Source organism: Pauljensenia sp. UMB10120 (assembly GCF_030212035.1).
GTDB lineage: Bacteria > Actinomycetota > Actinomycetes > Actinomycetales > Actinomycetaceae > Pauljensenia > Pauljensenia radingae_A.
Genome location: NZ_JASODH010000007.1, coordinates 38416 through 58729, shown reverse-complemented (window position 1 = coordinate 58729; position 20314 = coordinate 38416). Strand labels below are relative to the sequence as shown.

General features: G+C 58.4%; 17 protein-coding genes. 7 read left to right on the top strand and 10 right to left on the bottom strand.

Going from position 1 to position 20314, the window contains the following annotated elements; all coding sequences use genetic code 11:
• Positions 1–79 precede the first annotated feature (79 nt).
• Positions 80–1237: a glycerate kinase gene (locus tag QP093_RS07780; RefSeq protein ID WP_285016000.1), complete on the top strand. Its 1158-nt coding sequence runs from the start codon at positions 80–82 to the stop codon at positions 1235–1237.
• Here the strand turns inward: QP093_RS07780 and QP093_RS07775 are convergent.
• Genes QP093_RS07775 through QP093_RS07760 form a run of 4 tightly spaced genes read right to left on the bottom strand, consistent with a single transcriptional unit; the run spans position 1185 to position 4189 of the window.
• Positions 1185–1826, bottom strand: coding sequence for a GNAT family N-acetyltransferase (locus tag QP093_RS07775; RefSeq protein ID WP_285015999.1), 642 nt, complete (start codon positions 1824–1826; stop codon positions 1185–1187). The genes QP093_RS07780 and QP093_RS07775 overlap by 53 nt on opposite strands.
• An 8-nt stretch (positions 1827–1834) precedes the next feature.
• Positions 1835–2260, bottom strand: a complete 426-nt coding sequence (gene dtd / locus QP093_RS07770) for a D-aminoacyl-tRNA deacylase (protein ID WP_285015998.1) — start codon at positions 2258–2260, stop codon at positions 1835–1837.
• Positions 2261–2262: 2 nt separating this feature from the next.
• On the bottom strand, positions 2263–3453 hold the full coding sequence (gene ygfZ / locus QP093_RS07765) for a CAF17-like 4Fe-4S cluster assembly/insertion protein YgfZ (protein ID WP_285015997.1): 1191 nt from the start codon (positions 3451–3453) through the stop codon (positions 2263–2265).
• Positions 3446–4189 (bottom strand): heme-binding beta-barrel domain-containing protein, encoded by a 744-nt coding sequence (locus QP093_RS07760; RefSeq protein ID WP_285015996.1) that lies wholly within the window; start codon positions 4187–4189, stop codon positions 3446–3448. Before QP093_RS07760 ends, ygfZ begins: the two co-directional genes overlap by 8 nt.
• Positions 4190–4741: 552 nt before the next feature.
• Here QP093_RS07760 and QP093_RS07755 point away from each other — a divergent pair.
• The 4 genes from QP093_RS07755 (at position 4742) to QP093_RS07740 (ending at position 7988) form a co-directional block, all read left to right on the top strand.
• The gene (locus QP093_RS07755; protein WP_285015995.1) at positions 4742–5350 is read left to right on the top strand and encodes a hypothetical protein; all 609 of its coding nucleotides are present in this window, start codon (positions 4742–4744) and stop codon (positions 5348–5350) included.
• 301 nt (positions 5351–5651) lie between these two features.
• Positions 5652–6071 (top strand): DUF4418 family protein, encoded by a 420-nt coding sequence (locus tag QP093_RS07750; RefSeq protein WP_285015994.1) that lies wholly within the window; start codon positions 5652–5654, stop codon positions 6069–6071.
• 16 nt (positions 6072–6087) lie between these two features.
• On the top strand, positions 6088–7302 hold the full coding sequence (locus QP093_RS07745) for an ABC transporter permease (protein ID WP_285015993.1): 1215 nt from the start codon (positions 6088–6090) through the stop codon (positions 7300–7302).
• Positions 7302–7988 carry an ABC transporter ATP-binding protein gene (locus QP093_RS07740; protein ID WP_058237754.1) on the top strand — a complete coding sequence of 229 codons (687 nt, stop codon included), beginning with the start codon at positions 7302–7304 and terminating at the stop codon, positions 7986–7988. Before QP093_RS07745 ends, QP093_RS07740 begins: the two co-directional genes overlap by 1 nt.
• Positions 7989–8097: 109 nt before the next feature.
• Here the strand turns inward: QP093_RS07740 and QP093_RS07735 are convergent, their stop codons facing one another.
• From QP093_RS07735 to cysS, 5 genes are all read right to left on the bottom strand, one after another.
• Complete coding sequence (locus QP093_RS07735) at positions 8098–9375, bottom strand: adenylosuccinate synthase (protein WP_285015992.1); 1278 nt, start codon at positions 9373–9375, stop codon at positions 8098–8100.
• A 269-nt stretch (positions 9376–9644) separates the two neighbouring features.
• Positions 9645–11015 (bottom strand): MFS transporter, encoded by a 1371-nt coding sequence (locus QP093_RS07730; RefSeq protein ID WP_058237752.1) that lies wholly within the window; start codon positions 11013–11015, stop codon positions 9645–9647.
• The gene (locus tag QP093_RS07725) at positions 11012–12538 is read right to left on the bottom strand and encodes an alpha-N-arabinofuranosidase (protein WP_058237751.1); all 1527 of its coding nucleotides are present in this window, start codon (positions 12536–12538) and stop codon (positions 11012–11014) included. The genes QP093_RS07730 and QP093_RS07725 overlap by 4 nt, the downstream gene beginning before the upstream one ends.
• A gap of 387 nt (positions 12539–12925) precedes the next feature.
• On the bottom strand, positions 12926–13909 hold the full coding sequence (gene rlmB / locus QP093_RS07720; RefSeq protein WP_285015991.1) for a 23S rRNA (guanosine(2251)-2'-O)-methyltransferase RlmB: 984 nt from the start codon (positions 13907–13909) through the stop codon (positions 12926–12928).
• 321 nt (positions 13910–14230) lie between these two features.
• The gene (cysS, locus tag QP093_RS07715; protein ID WP_285015990.1) at positions 14231–15712 is read right to left on the bottom strand and encodes a cysteine--tRNA ligase; all 1482 of its coding nucleotides are present in this window, start codon (positions 15710–15712) and stop codon (positions 14231–14233) included.
• A gap of 879 nt (positions 15713–16591) precedes the next feature.
• Between cysS and QP093_RS07710 the strand changes: the two genes are divergently transcribed.
• Positions 16592–17101, top strand: a complete 510-nt coding sequence (locus QP093_RS07710; protein WP_285015989.1) for an endonuclease domain-containing protein — start codon at positions 16592–16594, stop codon at positions 17099–17101.
• Between the two features lie 614 nt (positions 17102–17715).
• Positions 17716–18507, top strand: a complete 792-nt coding sequence (ispF, locus tag QP093_RS10125) for a 2-C-methyl-D-erythritol 2,4-cyclodiphosphate synthase (protein WP_285015988.1) — start codon at positions 17716–17718, stop codon at positions 18505–18507.
• Between the two features lie 208 nt (positions 18508–18715).
• Here the strand turns inward: ispF and QP093_RS07700 are convergent, their stop codons facing one another.
• A complete protein-coding gene (locus tag QP093_RS07700) occupies positions 18716–20275 on the bottom strand; it encodes an RNB domain-containing ribonuclease (protein ID WP_285015987.1) in 1560 nt (519 codons plus the stop codon).
• Positions 20276–20314 lie beyond the last annotated feature (39 nt).

Sequence of the window (20314 nt, the reverse complement as noted above, 5' to 3'; positions counted from 1 at the left end):
CTGCCTCGCGTGCGCACACAAGCACGTCAACACGCTGCCTACAATCAGAGCAAACCGCGCCGCGACAGGAAGGACTGCCATGAAAATCGTCTGCGCTCCTGACAGTTTCAAAGGGTCGATGACAGCGATGCAGGCGGCGCGTGCACTTGCCGACGGTGTTCGTGCAGTCGTACCCGATGCGCAATGCGAGGTGGTTCCGCTGGCTGACGGCGGAGAAGGTTTCGCGCAGGCCATAGCGGATGCCCTGGGGGCGCAGTACCACATCGTCGAGGTTCACGACTCGCTCGGCCGCCCTCGTGAGGCAGGGTTCTGGACGGCAGGTGGCAGCGCGGTCATCGAAGTTGCCGAGACTGTCGGGCTGGGATTGGTCGCGGCTTGCGACCGACGAATTTGTTCCATGACCAGCGCTGGAGTGGGTGAGCTGATCTCGGCAGCACTGGACCTTGGTGTTGAGGAGATCCTCATCGGCCTGGGCGGGTCCGGCACGAACGACGGCGGAGCGGGAATGCTGCGCGCCCTGGGTATGAGCTTCACTGACGAGGGTGGCCGTGACGTCGACGGTTCGCCGGAGTGCCTGGGAAAAGTTCGACGCATTGACGTGTCTGGCCTGGATGGGAGGCTGAGGGATGTGCGCGTGCGCGCCGCATGCGATGTGGACAATCCGCTGTGTGGGCCTCGGGGCGCATCCGCTGTATACGGGCCTCAAAAGGGTGCGACACCTCGCGACGTCAAGGTGCTGGATCGTGCGTTGGCAACCTTCGCGCACGCTGACCCGGCAGCGAGCGCCCATGCCGACAAGGCGGGAGCTGGAGCGGCAGGTGGGCTGGGGTTTGCGCTGTCAGCTTTCCTGGGCGCTTCGTTGGAATCAGGGGTGGATCTGGTGATGGAAGCCGTCGGGCTGGCGGAAAAGCTGCGCGGGGCTGACCTCGTGCTGACCGGCGAGGGGTCGATCGACCGGCAAAGTGTCATGGGCAAAACCATCTCCGGGGTGGCGCGCCTGGCACGCGAGGCCGGCAGCGTTCCTGTCATCGCGTGCGCCGGCAGAATTGAACAGGGGCAGGCACTGACTGATGAGCTGTTGCGATGCGGAATCATTGCCGCTGTCCCGATCGTGCCCGGGCCGTGTTCAACGGATGAGGCGGTGTCATCGGGCGAAAGGAACCTGCGTGCCACCGCTTCGCGTGTCATGCGGATCTGGATGGCCCGCGCAGGCAAATCCCCATGGTGTAGCCGCTGACGGCGCCATCACTGCCTCGGTCTTCACGCAGCACCTCAAGACCATTTTTGGCATAAAAGCCGATGGCACGTGAATTGTCCGCGTCAACCCCGATGGCGATGCCGTGTGCGTGCGAGCGCGTGGTCACCGCCTCGGTGAATCTGCCAAGAAGCTGCGTACCGAGCCCGCGTCCCTGCACATCGGACAGCAGGTCGATGTGAAATTCGGCCTCATAGGTGCGGCGAAGATCCGACCACATGGAATCAGGGTTGAGGCCGCGTTCAAGCAGTTCACGCTCGCCCTCTGGCCACAGCTCCGTGCCGCCGAAACGCTCGCGCAGCACCGGCACCCAGTGGTCGCGCCACCAGTCCACAAAGGAAGCAACATCGGGGACACCCACGATGTATCCACTGATGCGTGAGCCAGTATCAACCACAAACGACCAGCTCGGAGCGTAACTGACATACGGCAGTGCGTAAATGTAGGGCAGAATTTCATCATCGGTGAGCCTGCCCCGCGCTCCCCTGCCACTGTCGGCCGTATCAATGCAGATTGAGATCAGATCAGCTGCGTCCGTTAACCGGTACGGGCGAATATGCACCTCCGCCATGGTTCCGTCTACGCCTCAACCAGCACAGTAAAGGGCCCGTCGTTGACCAGTTCAACCTCCATGTGGGCGCCAAACTGGCCGGTCGCCACTTCCAGCCCACGCTCACGCAGCCCCTGAACCACGGCATCAATCAGCGGTTCAGCCACAGGGCCCGGCGCAGCTGCCGACCACGAGGGGCGCCGGCCTTTACGGGTACTGCCATAGAGTGTGAACTGCGAGACGACCAGGACCGCGCCGCCAATGTCGCTCACCGATTGTTCATCGTCCATGATCCGCAGCTCCGCAATTTTGCGCACCACCGTGTCGACCTGGTCGGGGCCGTCCTCGTGAGTGGCGGCGACGAGGGCGAGGATGCCGGGGCCACTGATTTCTCCGACAACTTCACCATCGACGCGCACGCATGCGCGGGTAACACGCTGAAGTACTGCTCGCACTGTTATGCCTTCCTTCCACCTGACATGTGCGGTGATCCTGCCGGCGGAATATCCAGCCGGCGCAGGTCCTTGTTCGTCAGGTCCTTGCCGGGGCGCTCATCGGGTGAATCTTCACTGCGACCGTCACGCGGCACGATGATTTCCTGCGCAGCGCTGACCCCGTCAATGTCAAAGACCGTGTCTTCTGGGACGTTGCGCGAAATGAGCGCCAGCGCAACGGGGCCAAGTTCGTAGTGCCGTGCCGCTGATGTGACCACACCCACCTGCCGGTTTCCACGCATCAGTCTGGCTCCACTTTCCGGCAGATCTCCGCGTGAGCCATCGAGTTGCAGGAAGGTCAAGCGCCTGGGCGGTTTACCAAGGTTCACCACACGTGCCACAGATTCCTGCCCGCGATAGCAGCCTTTATGCAGATGGACGGCGGTGCGCATCCAGTCGAGTTCAGCCGGGATGGATCGAGCGTCCGTGTCCCGTCCGATAAGAGGACGCCATGCCGCAATGCGCAGTGCGTCCCAGGCAAGCATTCCGGCAGGCGTCATGCCGTCGCTGTCGCCCGCCACACTCATCATGTCGGTGATGGCGCCGTCGCCCTCGACAATGTGGAGGTGGAAACGCGTGTCAGATCCCGGGTGCTTGCTGCCTGCAAAGTATCGCGTGCCGCCTTCCACGACTCCTGGCCACGGGTCATCCCACGTGAACAGGTATCCCGGCAGGTTGCGTGCTGTTTCAGCAAGCGGATCGGTCTGGGCGGCAGAACTGACGGTGCCGATCACGCGAATGTCGTGGCGCTCCGCCACTTCGACGCGCAGCATGAATTTCATGGACTCGAGCCACTGGGCCAGTGCGTCGACGCGGTCACGCACAGTTACCAGCCACGTCGTTTCACCGTCATCGTGGACTGCTGCGGCGTGCTCGATGCGACCGTTGGCATCCAACACCAGCAGTTCCTTTGATTCTGCAGGCGTCATACCGTTGATGATCTGCGAGGTCATGTTCGTGAGCCATGACTGACGATCAGGCCCGCTGACGCACACGGCTGCCAGAGTGGACAGATCCGTGAAGGCCCGCGATTCAGCCAGTGCCCACTGCTCCCCGATCGGGTCGCCATAGTGAATCGGCAGGCCGACCCACTCGCCCTCACCTGCAACAGCTTTCGGCCAGGTCAACAGTGGCGAATGCAGCTGATCAGTCATCGCTGTCCTGCGCATCGACGCCACCATGGTTCGCCGCAGCGTTGCTCGGCGTTCTTGCAGAATCTGATGTGACAGCGTCCCCCTCGTCAATTCGCATGAGACGACCGGAAATCGAGGTAATCGACTCGCCTGCACCCACCATTGTGACGTCCTGAGCCCACATGAGTTCACCTGCGACCAGGCCGAACATGCGGGAGGCTTCCTCAACGGGTTGAGCGTGTGGGCTGCGTGCGATCGCGTCGGAAATCATGCGTACGCGCGGCCCCATCGACACTCCCGCCCACAGCGTCGCCAGACCTTTCTGATCCGCGCCACTGGCAGTGAGCTCTCGGGTCTGGAACTGTCCGGGAGGGGGCAGCTCCTGCGTCGTCGGCATGACGCTGACGTACACGGTTTCCTCATTGAGCAGGTCCTGTTCGACGAGGGCGGCCAGGCCTTCCTCGGTCGAGGCACTCGGATCAAGCGACTGAACGCGCGAGCTTGCCGAGTAGATGCGGGTCACCATGCGCATCTGTGTGCCCACGGCTTCGCACGTGATCTCTTCAATGACCATCTGATCGGGCACATCGTCACTGTCAGCGGAGGTGGCGGGGGTGTTCTGGTCGGATTCTCCGGACGTGTCGGGGGTGGCGGGCGCCGCGTGCGATCCGGCAATCACGCCCCAGCCACGCCACTGTCCCAGCATCCACGCCAGGGGTGCAATTTCTCGAGGAGTGTTCTCATCAAGTACAAACATGCTTCTTACTGTACGGGCCTTCACGACGATTCACGAGGGCGACCAGCAATTCTCTGGTCTTGTTCGCCATCACCGAAGCGGGCAACACTGCGCACTGATGGCGGGGACGGCGCCGGCGGAACCTGGAGTTGGCAAGGTCACTGAGCGTCAGTGTGGGTGGCAATGTTAGGCTGAACGCGGCATCGGGCCGCTAAGCCCCGGGCTCCAACTATTGCCGCTACGAGCGGCCTTCGCGCCGACAGGCGCTTTCGGTCCGGTGCCACTTTCACCCCCGCCTCATTTCCAGCACCTTGCGATGATCAAGGACAGATTGTTGGGGCCGGAGATATTGATGTGTGGCAGTGCGACATGGCACGGTAGTACTCAAGTACATGAAACTGATCTAGTCGTGCCACGGAGCGCATCGTGACACAACCACAGTACCCTCTGCAGGGTCCCCCTCAGTCCGGTTCACCTTTGCAGGGCGACCTTCAGCCGAGCGCTCCTCTGCAGGGCCCCTCTCAGCAGCGCCCCCGTCCAAGGAACAAAGGTGGCCTGATTGCTATCGTGCTGGTGAGCTGCGTTCTCGTGATCGCTCTGGTTGCGGCCGGCGTTCTTTTCATCACCTCACGTCACTCTGATCCGCTCTCTGCAAGTGAAGCCACAGAGGCACTCCGAAATGTCGCGGTCAGTGGCATTGGCCCCGTTGATGAAGTCGAGGGCCCCATCCGCTATACCGACGTTGAGCCGCTGCAGTTCAAGAGCGCTCAATGCCAGAAGCTTTTTGACAGCCTGCCGTCACCGGATTACATGAGTCACACGTCATTGATTGAGGGAGTGACTTCTGTGGCCTTCATTGAGCTGTCACTCTTCCCCAGTAAGGCCAACGCGCAGGAATTCTACGATCTCCACTTGGAGAGAAATCGGAAAGGATGCGATGGTGAGGCAATTGATGCGGCGGTCACCGGCCTGGACTTCAGAGAGGACGGCAGGGTCAGCGGCGCGCAGTACGTCACCTTCACGGCTGATCTTGCCGATCCTGATCCACATGAGACGTATACGTTTATTCGTATCGCGTACTCCAACCTCGTGTTGGGAATCTACTTCACCAGCGCAGGCGAACCAGTAAGCGCCGAAGCGATCCATGAAACAGTGACGTCGATTATCGATGCGGTTCGATGAGGATCTGACCACCAGGCACTGACAGCCGGTTGAGCGCCGGGCACAGCAGCTCACCGTACGAGATAGAAAGATGGCTTAGTTCGAGGCCCTTTCACGTCGCCTTGCTCACTTTTTAACGGTTCGCACCACAGGTCCACACCTCCTGCGCTCTCGCCGTTGGCGCTATTCTGCGGTTTCCATCCACTCCTCACCGATTAGGTAAGGTTTGCCTTTCTTATTTTACGCTGTCATAATAACAGCGTTTCTTGCGAGACGGACTGATCCGGCAGAAGGGTCGTCGAGCACCTGTGAAAGGGTTATCATGACAAACAAACTGATCTCATCGATTCCAGCAATCATTCTGGGACTTCTCATCGCATTCGCGCCCAAGACTTTCGCGCAGCCATGCCCTCCGATGGAAGATGGGCACTTCATGAAGTGCCACTGGTCAGCTCAGGCGGCCCTCGGCATCGGTCTGGTTATCGCAGTCATCGGCGTCATTGCGTTCTTCGTTGACACCCGCATCCAGACAGGACTGGCAATTGCAGCTGGCCTCAACGGCGCTTTGACTATCGCCATCGTCAAGGTTCTCATTGGCGGATGCATGAAGGCCGGCATGCACTGCAACATGATCATGGTCCCCACGCTGATGGTTCTGGGCATCCTGACCATTGTCTACGCGGTGGTTGTGGTGTACGTGAACAGTCGCGTCAAGACAATCGCACCCGCCTCACAGAAGTAAGTTCTGCAGGCAGACCGTGACACGTCACAACCTACTGCGACGGCTACCGCTGAAGAACTTATCGAGCAGACCACTGCGCACCTTCGCGCTGATATTCATCGTCAGCGTTCTGTCCGGTACCTTCTTCGGCGGTACCGTCTTGTCGTTCAACCTTAAGACCGGTCTGGCGAGTATGCAGGAACGCATGGGTGCCGACCTCATGGTTGTTCCTCAGGTTTCCCGTCCGCAGGCGGAAGCACTGCTGACCAATACCGGTTCCTCCACCTTCTACTTCATCAACAATATCGCCGAGTTGGTGGCCAAGGCCAACGGGATCGAAAAGCTCACCGCGCAGACTTATATTGCGTCGTTGACGGCAAGTTGCTGTGACGACCAGGTTCAGATCATCGGTTTCAATCCACAGACCGATTTCATTATTGAGCCTTGGGTGTCCTCGCAATACGACAAACAGCTTGCTGACGGTGACGTCATTGCAGGCTCGAAGATCAAAGTGTCTGCAAACGGTGACATCAAACTTTTCGGCCACCACTTCCCTGTCGCAGCACAGCTCGCACCCACCGGCACCTCATTGGACAGCTCAGTGTTCGTCAATCCGGCAACCGTTCCTCAAGTCGTGAAGTACTCGGCGGAAGTGGGCCATCCGGCCATTCCGGAAGAACATGCGGGCAATGCGATCTCCGCCGTCCTGCTCACAGTCAAAGATGGAGTCGACCCGCACGAGGTGGCAGACAACATCACCAAGGCGACGGGGATAGGAAGCCTCGGCTTCGTCTACCCCGGAGGAATTACGGCGACCACCAAAGCTCACCTGAACGTGATCACGGGATATGCCTACGCATTCGTGGGCGCGGTATGGGTGCTGGGCGCGATCGTGCTGTTCGCTGTGTTCTTAACCTCGGTCAATGAGCGGAAGAAAGAATTTGCCTCACTGCGCATCATGGGAATGCGCAAGTCCCACCTCGTTCGCGTGTACCTCACTGAATCAGCGCTGATCGGCCTGGCTGGCGGTGTGATCGGAATCGGCCTGGCTTCCCTCGTCGTTTTCCCATACAGCACGCTGATTACAGACGCCCTGGCACTGCCCTATCTTCAGATCAGCATCGCGCAAGTGTTGGGTCTGGCAGTGGGGAGCGTGTTGGCAGCCACCCTCGTCGGTATGGCAGCCTCAAGCCTGTCAGCATGGAAGTTGTCGCGAGCCGAGACGTATACGACTTTCCAGAGGGGGCAGTAATGACACTCGTGACCACTCGGGACCTCACCCGGGAATTCACGCGACGCGGCACAGTGTTCGCGGCGGTTGATCATGTGAACCTGACGGTCGATGCCGGTGAGTTCATTGCGATTGTCGGCCGGAGCGGCAATGGGAAGACCACGCTGTTAAATCTGATCGCTGGCCTGTTGGCTCCCACATCGGGTGTTGTTCTCATTGACAACAAAGCAGTCTCGCACCTCAGCGACCATGAGCTATGCAATCTTCGGGCGCGCACGCTCGGTTTCATTACGCAGCACCATTCACTGCTTCCCAGCCTGAACATCCTCGACAATGTTCTGCTGCCTGGAGAGATCGCCGGCGAGGCAGACCTGGCCGGCCTTGAAGAGCGCGGCCGCGAACTGCTGGAGCGGATGGATATTGCGCCTCTTGCTGACGCCTACCCCTCGGAACTGTCAGGTGGAGAACTGCGGCGGGCCAGCGTTGCGCGCGCAGTCATTAACTCCCCTGCGATCATCATTGCTGACGAACCGACCGGCGATCTTGATGCGGACAGCACGGCGCTGGTACTTGAGCTATTGCGCGACAGTGCCGCGACAGGCGCAGCGGTCATCATGGTCACGCACGACCAACAGGCTCTGAGCGCGACCGATACGACCTACACCATTGACAACGGAGTGCTGAGCGCCGGCTCGGAACACAGCTAAGCGGAAGCTCCGAGCAAAGCTGAGCTCCAGCTCCATCAAAGCTGAGCGGCAGCTCGGCGCAGGGGCGCGCAGCCTCGTCGACATTCAAGCTGCGCGCACCGACTGCAGATCAGAGCGCGTGGCGCACAATGATGGCTTCGCGTCCTGCTCCCACACCGATCGAGGAGATGCGGCACTTGGACAGCTCCTCCAGGCGCAGCACGTACTCCTGAGCCTTTTGAGGCAGGTCCTCGAAGGTGCGCACGCCGGAGATGTCGTCACTCCATCCGGGCATCTCTTCATAGATGGGTGTTGCAGCCTCGAAGTCTGACTGATTCATTGGCATCTCATCCAAACGCTGCCCGTTCACCTCATAGGCCACGCACACCGGAATCGTGTCATATCCAGTCAGGACATCCAGCTTCGTCAGGCACAGGTCAGTCAACCCGTTGACGCGCGATGCGTATCGCACGACCACAGCATCGAACCATCCAGTACGACGCGGCCGCCCCGTCGTCACACCGAATTCGCCGCCGCGTTTACGCAGTTCATCACCGACTTCGTCAGTAAGCTCCGTTGGGAAAGGCCCTTCACCTACGCGCGTCGTGTACGCCTTCGCAACACCCACTACGCGGTCGATGCGGGTAGGCCCGACACCTGTTCCGGTCAGTGCGCCGCCGGCCGTCGGATTTGATGAGGTCACAAACGGGTAGGTTCCATGATCGATGTCGAGCATTGTGGCCTGGCCACCCTCGAACAAGACGGTCTTGCCATCATCCAAAGCATCGTTGACCAGCAATGACGCATCCACCACCATGGGGCGCACGCGGTCAGTGTACGACAGCAGTTCGCGCGTGACCTCCTCCGGATCGAGCGTTTCCATACCAACAGATTCAAGTAGCGGGTTCTTCTGAGCCAGGGCGCTGCGCACCTTCTGCTCAAGGGTCGGCGGATCGAACAGATCCTGAATGCGGATGCCGATGCGGTTCATCTTGTCCGCATATGTCGGCCCGATGCCTCGGCCAGTGGTGCCGATCTGCTTGTCGCCCAGCAACTTCTCACTGGCGTTGTCCACCAGGCGGTTGTAAGGCGGGATGATGTGCGCGGCCGCCGAAATCTTCAGTTTCGAGCAGTCCACACCGCGAGCGCTGATCTGTTCCATCTCATCGAAAAGAACGCTCAGGTCGACCACCACACCGTTGCCAATCAGCGGTGTGACACCTTTGGACAGGATACCTGCGGGCAGCAGGTGCAGCGCGTACTTTTCTCCGTCGACGACGACGGTATGGCCGGCGTTGTTCCCGCCGTTGAACTTGACGACGACGTCGGTGCGCTGACCCAGCTGGTCAGTGGCCTTGCCCTTCCCTTCGTCGCCCCATTGTGCGCCCAAAACGATCACGGCTGGCATTCGGTTATGCTCCCCTACTTGGCGGCTCGCCTGTCTTCTTGATGGACGAGGGTGTCTCACGGTCACCTGGCTGAAACACCGTCGTCCAGTTTATCGCGATTGACGCGTTCTCATCACCAGTGTCCAGTTCGTGCGGGCAGTGCGCCGGGAAATACCCGGCGTACCTGTCAGCGCCCGACAACCGTCGAATGCACAAGTGACAATCTCACGTGATTGGGGGGCGCTTGAATGAAGCAACCCCCCAATCAACATGGTGCTAGGCGGATGTCCTAGCGCCTTTTCAGCTCCTCCATAATCATCGGAAGCTTCTTGTCGATGTCATAGAAGTAAAGAATCACCGCTTGAAGAACAAAAGTGATGATCGGAATATAAATGAATGACCACAAAATCGCACTTAACGCGCCACCACTCTGAACCGACGCAGCACCGTCGTACCCTCCCATGGCAAGAATCCAACTCATCAGAGCCGCTCCGATTCCGATACCGAGCTTCTGCGCAAAGCTACCTGAGCTGTAGAGCAAACCTTCCGAGCGAATACCCGTCTTCCACTCGCCGTACTCGATCGTATCGGGGAACAGGGCCCAGACGATTCCTAGAAGTGGAACTTGACCAACACCCTTAACGATTTGAGCCCCCATTGCAACAGCAAAGCTGGCAGGAGCAATTGCCATTACTACGAGGCCAACAACTGAGACCAAAATGCCAACCATCATCAATTTGGTCTTACCAAATCGTTTGATCAGTTCTGGCAGGAACAAGAATCCGACCATCACTGGGACTAGATATGCCCAAGTCAAAACTGAAACCAGTTGCTCGTTTCCAAGAACCCACTTGCAGTAGTAAACCAATGCAGACTGATTCAGCGCGTAACCGATACTAAAGACGAGGAAAAACACTGTTGCCAGAATCCAATACTTATTGGCAAACATTGCTTTCAAACGCGCATTAAAAGGCACATTTTCGTTCCCTTCATCACGTAGCGCTCTGATCTCGCGCGTTCCTGCGACAGTGAACCAAAACAAAAGCACCGATAGACTCGTCAAGATCGCGAACGCGATGACCCATGCGCGTTGATCGTCACCAAGGCGCTTCACCAAAGGAAGGGTTACCGTCGTGACCAGCAGGAAGCCTATCTGAGCCATGAACATCCGGAAAACATTCAGCTTAGCCCGTTCATTAACGTCGCGAGTCATCAGCGCGTTAATTGTGCCGTAAGGAATACAAACGGCAGTAAAGGCAATTGTCATTAGTAGGTAGGTAACGTAAGCGTATATCAGCTTTCCCGAAATTGACGTATCAGGCACGGCGAAAAGGAGAGTTGAACAAGCAGCAAACGGTATCGCTCCGAATAACACCCACGGGCGCGCTTTCCCCCACCTTGTATCAGTCTTATCAACCAAAGCACCGACGATCACGTCCGTGACCCCGTCGAAAATTCTCCCAAACAGCATCAAGGTGCCGACCGCAGCAGCTGGAATTAGCGCAACGTCAGTGTAGAAATAAATGATGAACATTCCCAAGGCTGCCCACGTAATGTTGACAGCCATATCTCCTGCACCATATGCTATCCGGTTCCAGGTTTTTATCTCACCCTTAAAACCGTAAATCCTAGCGGAATTATTACCGATAGTTTCGGTCATTTTGCCACCTCAACTGTGACTACAGAGAAAGAGGCCGGAGGAAGTTCAAGGACGGAAGAGTCAAAGTCTTTTAGCTCCTCCATCGAAATTTCCTCCGGGTTATCAAAGGTATTAACGCTCGTTAAATTCTTTCCTACAAGCCTACGCACACTCTTGATTGCAAATTTGCTACCGCTAACTTCAATTTCAAGTGGCTCCGATTTCTCGAGGTTCGAATTCAACACGAACAGTGTCATTTCACGATTGTCAGAGTCGTACACAACGGCCGAATAGACTGATGGGATTTCCCGTCCCTTAACCAAGCTCTTAGAGCACTCTAAGCGATGAGAGAGAACCTCTCCATGGCCACGCTCGGTAAGCTCATGAAGCGGATACCAAATAGCCTGTCGAAGAATTCCCCCGTCATTCTTGGTAGTGATAGGAGCGATCGCGTTAACTAGCTGCGCAAGACAAGCAATCTCAACTCGATCAGCGTGGTTTATCAAGGTCATGCCCAAGCCAGCAAAGGTTACAGCATCAAGAAGAGAGTATTTCTCTTGAAGAATAGGCGGAGCTTCTTCCCATCTCTCTGCAGAAGTTACCTCGAGTTCTGTTGCACCAAGAAGATCACTCGGACCGTTGATTTTGAGATCTGAGAAATTCCAAACATTCCATTCATCAAGACAGATGGGGATTTCCTTATCCTCGTCACGCTTACCCTTCACAAAATCTAAGACAGCCTCAGAGTTTTTCAGATGCTGATGCAGTTCGTGCCATGAGTGGATGAATTCTTCGGCACTACTATCGCTTCTCGATGCGTAAAAGTGAGTAGAGATGTAGTCGATATGCGGGTAGAGCTTACTCAGAACAATCTTGTCCCATTCGAGGTATTCTGGCAGCACATGATACGAACTACCACAAGCAACGAGCTTAATGTCGTGATCTACCCACCGCATCATCTTCGCCGTCTCAAGTGCTTTATCCGCATAGTTATCTGCACTAAGATGGCCGGCTTGCCAATCTCCTTCCATTTCATTTCCTAGGCACCAGTATTTGATACCGTAGGGCTCTTCATGACCATTCTGTCTGCGAAGGTCACTCCAGTATGTGCCACCAGGATGATTGCAGTATTCTACGAGCTCTGCAGCTTCCTTAGGAGTGCCGGTTCCGAGATTCACGGCTATCATCGGCTCTACGTTTGCTTTTCGCGCCCAATCAATAAAGTCATCAATTCCAAATTGATTGCTTTCTACGGTTGCCCATGCAAATTCAAGTCGTCTCGGACGCTTTTCCTTAGGTCCAATACCATCTTTCCAGTTGTAATTCGAAACGTAGTTTCCACCAGGATAGCGAACAAGGCTTATATCAAGTTCCTTTACCTCATCGATCACGTCTTGCCGCAGGCCATTGTCATCTGCGGTCGCATGATCGGGCTGATAAAGTCCCCCATAGATGCATCGGCCCAGGTGCTCGGTGAACGATCCCCATATCAATTCATTGATGTTAGCGTTCACATACTTAGGATCAACATGTAGTCGCGCCATTGAAGCCTCCCATGATTTACGAAGTGAGCTAGATTCTCGAGTCATACACTGCGGAGATCTACATTGTTCCGCCAGTGAAGTTAACGATAACATGCCCGTGCAGATAAATCCAGCAGGCCCCTCCCCTCTCGACGATCCTCGAGTTGAGGATGGATAACTACGGGATTCCGTACAGGTCTAACCACCTTTGTCAGATGAGTCCCGACTGGTCAACGATGTCGATCGCTGAATCAGCGAATCGCAAGCGAGGCGACGCATCCCCTGCCCAAGCAGCACTTCGGGACGCACTCCTGCTCAGTTGGAGATTAACCGGTATTGGTGATCTCGCCAAAAACGTACGAAGGTTATTCTAGGCAGCGACATCACCGCATAACCTCGGCGTACCTGTCAGCGAGCGTCGGCGCGCGTGGCTGCCACCTCGTACAACGCGATGCCCGTGGCAACCGACGCGTTCAAAGACTCAACGGTGGAGCTGATCGGAATCGACACGATCTGGTCGCAGGTGTCGCGCACCAGGCGTGACAGTCCAGCCCCTTCCGCACCCGTGACAATAACCAGTGGCTCGGTCGACAAGGGCAGGCGGCGGATCGACTGGTCACCCCCGCCGTCCAATCCGACCACGAAGTACCCGGCCTTTTTGGCGGCACGCAGAAACTGTACAAGGTTGGACACCTGCGCAACCGGGACGCGCGCGGCTGCACCAGCGGACACCTTCCACACGGTGGCGTTCACACCTGCCGAGCGGCGCTGCGGAATCACCACGCCTCCCGCGCCAAATGCGCCAGCAGCACGCAACGTCGCACCCAGATTGTGCGGGTCCGTCACCTGGTCAAGTGCCACCACCATGGGCGGCTCACTCTGCTGAAGCAGGTCACCAAGCAGTTCGTCTGCATCCGCATAGTCGTAGGCGTCCACCTCGGCAGCTACTCCCTGATGCACGGCACCATCCGTTGCAACGTCCAGGTCGCGCCTGGTCACTTCAATCACCGGCGCTCCCAGAGAGGATGCTGTGCGGATCACGGATTCGAGTCGCTCATCGGCCGTTGTGGTCGGTGAAATGAAGACGCGCAGAATCGGCACGCCTGCCTGAGCTGCTTCGGCAACGGGGTTACGCCCACAGATCAGCTCGTGGCCTTCGGGAATCTTGATAGAGGTCCTGGAGCGGACACGTGCCAGCGCTGCTTCCTGTTGCTCACGCTTTTCACGGGCAACTTTGCGCTTGTGGGCGGCGTGGTAGACGCGATCCTCAGCTTTCGGAGTGGGGCCCTTACCCTCCAGACCCCGGCGTGAATGGCCGCCGGTTCCTACGCGTGGCCCCTTCTTGGAGTTAGGTTTGCGGATGGCTCCACGTCGACCGTAATTACTTGCCATCTGTTGTCTCCTGCCTTCTTATGCTGATCGCGGGCTTGAGCACGGCTGCACATACGGATGCTACGTGAGGTGCTCAATGGATGCTTCCAGCCGCCTCACCTGGTGATGTGGCGATTCGCGCCGTGCAAGTCCTTCACTTTATCGTACGGCCCGCCCCACATTCGAGTGCATTTTCGTGGATCCTTGCCACATTTGTGCCGCTAGGCGCCGGCGTCGCTGTGTGAACCCGCAGCGCGACGCTCCGCGTGCCATCTAGTCTTGCCGTCTTAGCTGTGCCCACCAAGCTGTGCTGGCGAGAGCTGGTGTGCGCGGCGAGAAGGTTTAGTCGGCTGCCAGGTGCCAGGTCGCACCGTCTTTGCCGTCCTCCACCGTGATGCCGGCTTCGGTCAGCGTGTCTCGCAGCTGGTCGGCTCGCGTCCAGTCTTTATCTGCTCGGGCTTGCGCACGCTCGTTCAAAATACCGGTCACAAGATTGTCGAGGGCGTCCATTGCGCCGTTTGATCCGCTGCCGTTCGTGCCTGTCGTTGCTCCAGTTTCCCCGCGAGTGGTGGCCTTCCACTGATCGGACAGGGGATCCACGCCCAGCAGATCCAGCATGGATCGCACGAGGACGTGTTCGCGGCGAATCGCCTCTGTGTCGCCGCTGGCCAGGGCCTGGTTACCGACTTTGAGGTGTTCGTAAATCACGGCGAGGGCGCCGGCGACGTTCAGGTCATCGTTCAAAGCATTGACGAACCCTTCAGGCAGATCTTTCTCCCCCAGCTGCAGTTCTTCGACGGTTGCTTCGCCTGCAGCTTCCGCACTCTTGAGAGCAAAGGTAATGAACTTTTCAGATGCCGCTTGAGCCGCCGGCAGCGTGTCGGGTCCCCACTCCAAGGCTGAACGGTAATGCACTGTTGACAGTGCCCAGCGCACAGCCAGAGCGGGTGCCTGCTGCGTCAGCGCATCCACGGACAGAACGTTGCCCACGGATTTCGCCATCTTCTCACCCTTAATGGTGACCCAGGCATTGTGGACCCACATGCGGGCAAATCCCCATCCGGCTCCGTGTGACTGTGCCTGCTCGTTTTCGTGGTGCGGGAATCGCAGGTCAATGCCGCCCCCGTGGATGTCGAATTCTTCGCCCAGGTAACGCTTCGACATAGCCGAACATTCCAGGTGCCAACCCGGCCGCCCTCGTCCCCACGGAGAATTCCACGAGGCGGTGGCTGGTTCGCTGGGTTTGGCAGCCTTCCACAAGGCGAAGTCGCGCGGATCGCGTTTGCCTGCTTCGACATCCTGGTCGATCTGCGCGTCATCTTCCGTAGAACGCATATCGTCCAGTTTCTGACGGGTCAGCGAGCCGTAATCTTCTTGCGAATGAACGTCGAAATACACATTGCCCTGGCCGTCCACGTACGCATGTCCACGTTCAATCAGGCGCTCCACCAGCGCGATCTGGTCAGGGATGTGGGCAGTGGCGCGCGGCTCAAAGGTGGGTGGCAGCACGCCGAGGGTCGCATACGCATCGGCAAATTCGCGCTCGAATCGAGACGCCCACGCCCACCACTGCACTCCTGCTTCAGCTGATTTGGCGAGGATCTTGTCATCAATGTCGGTGATGTTGCGAATGTAGGTTACCTGCGTGCCGTTGCGGCGCAGCCAGCGGATCAGCGTGTCGAAGGCGACCGCGCTGCGCAGGTGTCCGATGTGCGGGGAGCCCTGCACGGTAGCACCGCACAGGTAAATCCCGACGTGTCCGGGGTGGACAGGCTCCAGCGGAGCCAATGCGGCCTTCTTCGAATCGTGCAGATACAGCGTCATGCCTCTTATCGTAATGCGCCCCACGCGCATTCCTCATCTTCGCCCTGCGATCCGCGCCCGCCCGAGGGTTGCCATATGCGCCACCGGCCCCTCTTCCGCCGACGCGCTGCAACCCACGCGCAATGGGGCTGCCCGCGCCCGTCAGTCTCTGGCCCTATCTGACTTCATCCACGCCCCGCCCTGCGCAGCCCGCCATCCACAGACTGTCGCCTCGACCTATTCTTGCGCGCGAGCTACTTCTATCCTGAGCACCGTAAATCCGACCATTGCAACCACATCTCACTTGGGTACACAGTCCAAACCAGAGGAGCACCGATGCCTGCTGTTGCATTCGACTTTGACAAGATCCTGATCCGATCATCTCGCGACAGACGCATCTCGCAAGAAAAAGCCACCTCGATGAATCTCATTGCTTTGGGAAAGGGTTTCTACGTTGCTCGATACATACTGGAGGAGCTACCCGACAAGTGGGCAGTTATCAATTTCATTAATCGGGCGCGAGCATGGATTCTCACGCGCTACCGACACAGCAAATGCATCGTAATTGGCCACGCCGCATGCGTCGTCCACGGCATCAGCACTCTCTCCTCGCTGATAACAATCGATCTCTTGCATCCAGCGCCCCTGAATTCGACCACGTCGACAAGTTTTCTGCCCCCGGTCCAGCTGTCTGAAAACGACGTTATCCCAGCGATAACCGTGCGTAGACATCACCGGCAGCTGTTAAGCGAACCGGTCACATTTCCTCATGGGATTCGTTGCTGTTCACTGAAAGACGCCGCTATTTCAACTGGAGTTCTAGACGATACGGCGAATAGTCACGTCGTCATGTGTGGAGTTCTGCGCATCCTGTCTCGCTTCGACCGGCGGGAATACGACATGTCTCGGAAGCGAGAGGATGCAGTCCGCAAAGATCTACTTTTACTCGCACGCAAATTGCCTGAACGGACTCGTAACAAGAAACACCTTTCGCACATCATCGAGGGTGCAGACGCCGCGTGTGAATCCGTTGCAGAACGACACTTGCTATGGATCATGCGTCAAGGTGGCATCACGGAGGTCTGCACGCAGATGAAAGTGCTGCATGACGGCTACACGTTCTTCACAGATTTTGGAATTCCAGACCTTCGTATCGCCATCGAATTTGATGGGCGTTCGAAACACGGAACTGATGCCGACGACATTTTCGCCAGCTTGGAAGCTCAGCAATACCGCCAGAAAAAGCTTGAGGCCGCAGGTTTCACCGTTTTGCGTTTTGTGTGGAAGGATCTGCGCTCGCCTGAACGCATCGTGGCTGAAATTCGCCTCCACATGGAGCGGGCGTACGCACGCAAAATTCTCTTCAGCAGTTCCGCCGATCGCCAGTTTTCCTCAGCACCGCCCGGATAGTGCAGCTCTCCTCAGCAGCGGGCATACCTCCGCTTTTTCGCGCGTCGTGTCGCGCTTTGCTCTTCTCCCTGCGTCTCCGCGACCCCTTTTCTCGTGCGCTCATGCGACAAATCAGCCGCCGATGCAACACAACACCCTAGATCTTCGTGCCTGCGTTGCACATTCCCCTAAATCTTCACGGTCTTGATGCACATTCCCCTAGATTTAACGCGAAAACTGCACATACCCCTAGCTAAAGTCGGCACCCCAAAAGGACAAAACCTATTTCCGCAGGTCAGCCGTCAGTAGCTTCCGGCGACCTCGAGCCTCACGCGTTAAATCTAGGGGATTGTGCATTTTTACAAGACTTTTTAGGGGTATGTGCACGCGGCGAGGTTAGAACTAGGGGTATGTGCACGTGGAGGGTTTAAATCTAGGGGTATGTGCACGTGGAGGGTTTAAATCTAGGGGTATGTGCACGTGGAAGGCCCAATTTCACGAGTAAGTGCACGCGGCGAAGTTAAATCCAGAGTATGCGCTGGCGCCAGGGCGGAAGGGCAAACGACCGGCACCGCCCATACCTCGTGACGGCTGCAACTCATCCCGCGGGCGAGGGTGGATACTAAGCTGACCCTATGAGCACCGCGCACCGGACCAATTATTCTCGCAACGCCGCAGCAAGCAACGCCGCAGCAAGCAACACGGCAGCAAGTAAAGCGGCAGCAGGCAACGCGGCAGCAGGTAACGCCGCAGCAGGCAACGCGCAGGCGCCGCAGGCGTGCCCATTCCGCATCGGCCACGCCATTGACGTTCACGCGTTCGCTGAGAATCCGCACCCTGGCGGCAGCCAGCCGGGACAGGCTGCAGAAAGCTCGCAGGTGCGCAGAAATGATAGCCAGCGAGGACAGACCAGTGACGCTCAGCAAGCGCGCGGAACCGACACCCAGCACATTCACGGAAGTGGCAACGAGCAGCCGCATACCGACGTCTTGATGCTGGCGTGCATGGAATGGCCAGGTGAGCCAGTGCTGGCAGGGCACTCTGATGGAGACGTGGCGGCGCATGCCATCTGCGATGCACTGTTGTCAGCCGCACACCTGGGCGACATGGGATCCAACTTCGGCACGGACCGCCCCGAGTGGAAGGGCGCATCAGGGCGCGCATTCCTCACAGAGGTCCTGCGGATGGTCACGCAGGCCGGTTTTGCGGTTGCGAATGTGAGCCTGCAGGTGATCGGTAACCGTCCTCGGATGGCATCGCGCCTGAAGGAAGCCGAACGCACATTGTCAGATATCGTCGGCGCCCCTGTATCCGTATCGGCCACCACGACCGACGGGCTCGGGTTCACTGGACGCGGCGAAGGGCTGGCAGCGCAGGCAAGCGCACTGATCTACGCAATGTCAGCGGCTCACAGATTCGATTCGTGATTGACGAGGGTGGCCGCGGGCGCCGCGCGCACCGGCACAACCACAGCTGACTGTCATTCGGCAACGAGGGCATTTCTATGGGCACCGTCAGCGAGGGCACACCCTAGCGGCACCGTCAGCGACGATCGGCCTCAAACCGATCTGTGGCATGCTCATATCCGGCACACCTCAGCCGCACCGTCAGCGAGGGCACACCCTAGCGGCACCGTCAGCGCCGATCGGCCTCAGACCCATCGATGGCGAGGGCGAACTCCACCGACGGAGCGGCAGGGTCGACCTTCTCGAGCCTGACCTGCACGCGCTTGCCGGCCAAGGAAGGAGCATCCTCGATTCCCTGAATATCGACGCGTGAAATCACAGCCGGATCCGACACGATGATCTCTGCCCGCTCCTTGTTCACACTGGTGACCACCGCGTCAAACAGCTCGCCTTCATGACCAGCCAGCACCATCGCCTCCAGCGCGGCAACCGCTCCGTTTTCAACGGTGCGCACTTTCTGAGTCGTCTGAGCCATGATGGTGGGCAACTCAGGCAAACCGTCACGTACCCACGTCGGCACGTCAACACCGGCGCAGATCGACAGGCACACTTCCTCACCGTAGCGATCCACCAACCGGCGAAGCGGTGCAGTCACATGCGCATACGGCGCAGCGATCGCTCCGTGGATCGCTTCATCACCGGTGGGTGCCCCCCGGTCAAACGCCGTGTACCCCGCGCCGCGGAACAGTGTGCGCGCCTGGCTCATAAACGCCGCGTGAGCCGGATCGGCCGAATCGAGCGATCGCACAAAGTCGGGATAGGTCTGCTCAGCGGGCCATTCCAGATCCAGTGCCTCGGCCACGCGCCGCAGGCGGGTAATGTCACGGTCGGTTGCAGGCGGCATGACACGCAAAATACCGATCCCTGCCCGGCGCATCATGTCAGCCGCACACATGCCGGTCAGAAGCGAGATCTGAGCATTCCATTCTTCAACGGGCAGCGTCGCGCGGTACGTCAACTCGAACTGGCCGTCGTCGCGCTCCTCAATTTCCTGCTCAGGCGCGTTCATCGAGATACCGCCGCGTTCGATTTCACGCTGCTCACGAGCCTGACCGACGTGAGCCAAGTTGTCAATAAAGTCAGCTGGAACCACATCAGGCAGGTCGCCCTTGCCGTCGACTGCGCGCTGAACACCGTCGTAGTCCAGTTGTGCCCTCGAACGGATCACGGCCCGCTCCACGTTCGCTTCCACCACGTTGCCGTCATCGTCCAGGTCAATGGTCCACAGGCACGAGGGGCGATCGGCATCCGGAATAAGTGAGGCAGCATCATGGCACAACACATCCGGATGCAATGGCGTGACCTCATCGGGCGCGTATACGGTTGATCCACGCTCACGCACAGCATGGTCCAACGCCCCGTCAGGCCACACGAATGTTGCCAGTGAGGCGATCGCATAGTAAACGCGAAAGGTGGCTCGCCCTGCCCGCGAGGCGCTGCGCTCGCCGTCATCGTCGCCGTCCAGTCGCACGCACGCCACAGCCTGATCCAGATCACGGGAACCATGCGGGTCGATGGTGACGAACGGGATGTCACGCGCGTCGCGGGCACCCTCGGCAATGAAGCGCTCAACGCCGCTGGAATGCCAATGGGAGGCCGCAAGGTCAGCTTCGTGCTGCGCCTCGTCGGAAAACTCGGTGGGGATCCCGGTCTTGTCGCGCAGGTGGTTCAAGGCGAGCACGACTTGCGAGGGCGGCGCGCTGTACATGCGCAGACGTGGAGCGGACATGTATTTTCCCTTCGTTGACGAGGGCGCCTTCACCGCGCG

What these genes read in the sequence shown, in the direction of transcription:
- rlmB (WP_285015991.1), bottom strand. Translation starts at nt 13,909, where the DNA reads ATGGCAAGTAATTACGGTCGACGTGGAGCCATCCGCAAACCTAACTCC.
- QP093_RS07730 (WP_058237752.1), bottom strand. Translation starts at nt 11,015, where the DNA reads ATGACCGAAACTATCGGTAATAATTCCGCTAGGATTTACGGTTTTAAG.
- cysS (WP_285015990.1), bottom strand. Translation starts at nt 15,712, where the DNA reads ATGACGCTGTATCTGCACGATTCGAAGAAGGCCGCATTGGCTCCGCTG.
- QP093_RS07775 (WP_285015999.1), bottom strand. Translation starts at nt 1,826, where the DNA reads ATGGCGGAGGTGCATATTCGCCCGTACCGGTTAACGGACGCAGCTGAT.
- ygfZ (WP_285015997.1), bottom strand. Translation starts at nt 3,453, where the DNA reads ATGACTGATCAGCTGCATTCGCCACTGTTGACCTGGCCGAAAGCTGTT.
- QP093_RS07700 (WP_285015987.1), bottom strand. Translation starts at nt 20,275, where the DNA reads ATGTCCGCTCCACGTCTGCGCATGTACAGCGCGCCGCCCTCGCAAGTC.
- QP093_RS07780 (WP_285016000.1), top strand. Translation starts at nt 80, where the DNA reads ATGAAAATCGTCTGCGCTCCTGACAGTTTCAAAGGGTCGATGACAGCG.
- QP093_RS07710 (WP_285015989.1), top strand. Translation starts at nt 16,592, where the DNA reads ATGTCTCGGAAGCGAGAGGATGCAGTCCGCAAAGATCTACTTTTACTC.
- QP093_RS07760 (WP_285015996.1), bottom strand. Translation starts at nt 4,189, where the DNA reads ATGTTTGTACTTGATGAGAACACTCCTCGAGAAATTGCACCCCTGGCG.
- QP093_RS07725 (WP_058237751.1), bottom strand. Translation starts at nt 12,538, where the DNA reads ATGGCGCGACTACATGTTGATCCTAAGTATGTGAACGCTAACATCAAT.
- QP093_RS07740 (WP_058237754.1), top strand. Translation starts at nt 7,302, where the DNA reads ATGACACTCGTGACCACTCGGGACCTCACCCGGGAATTCACGCGACGC.
- ispF (WP_285015988.1), top strand. Translation starts at nt 17,716, where the DNA reads ATGAGCACCGCGCACCGGACCAATTATTCTCGCAACGCCGCAGCAAGC.
- QP093_RS07735 (WP_285015992.1), bottom strand. Translation starts at nt 9,375, where the DNA reads ATGCCAGCCGTGATCGTTTTGGGCGCACAATGGGGCGACGAAGGGAAG.
- QP093_RS07750 (WP_285015994.1), top strand. Translation starts at nt 5,652, where the DNA reads ATGACAAACAAACTGATCTCATCGATTCCAGCAATCATTCTGGGACTT.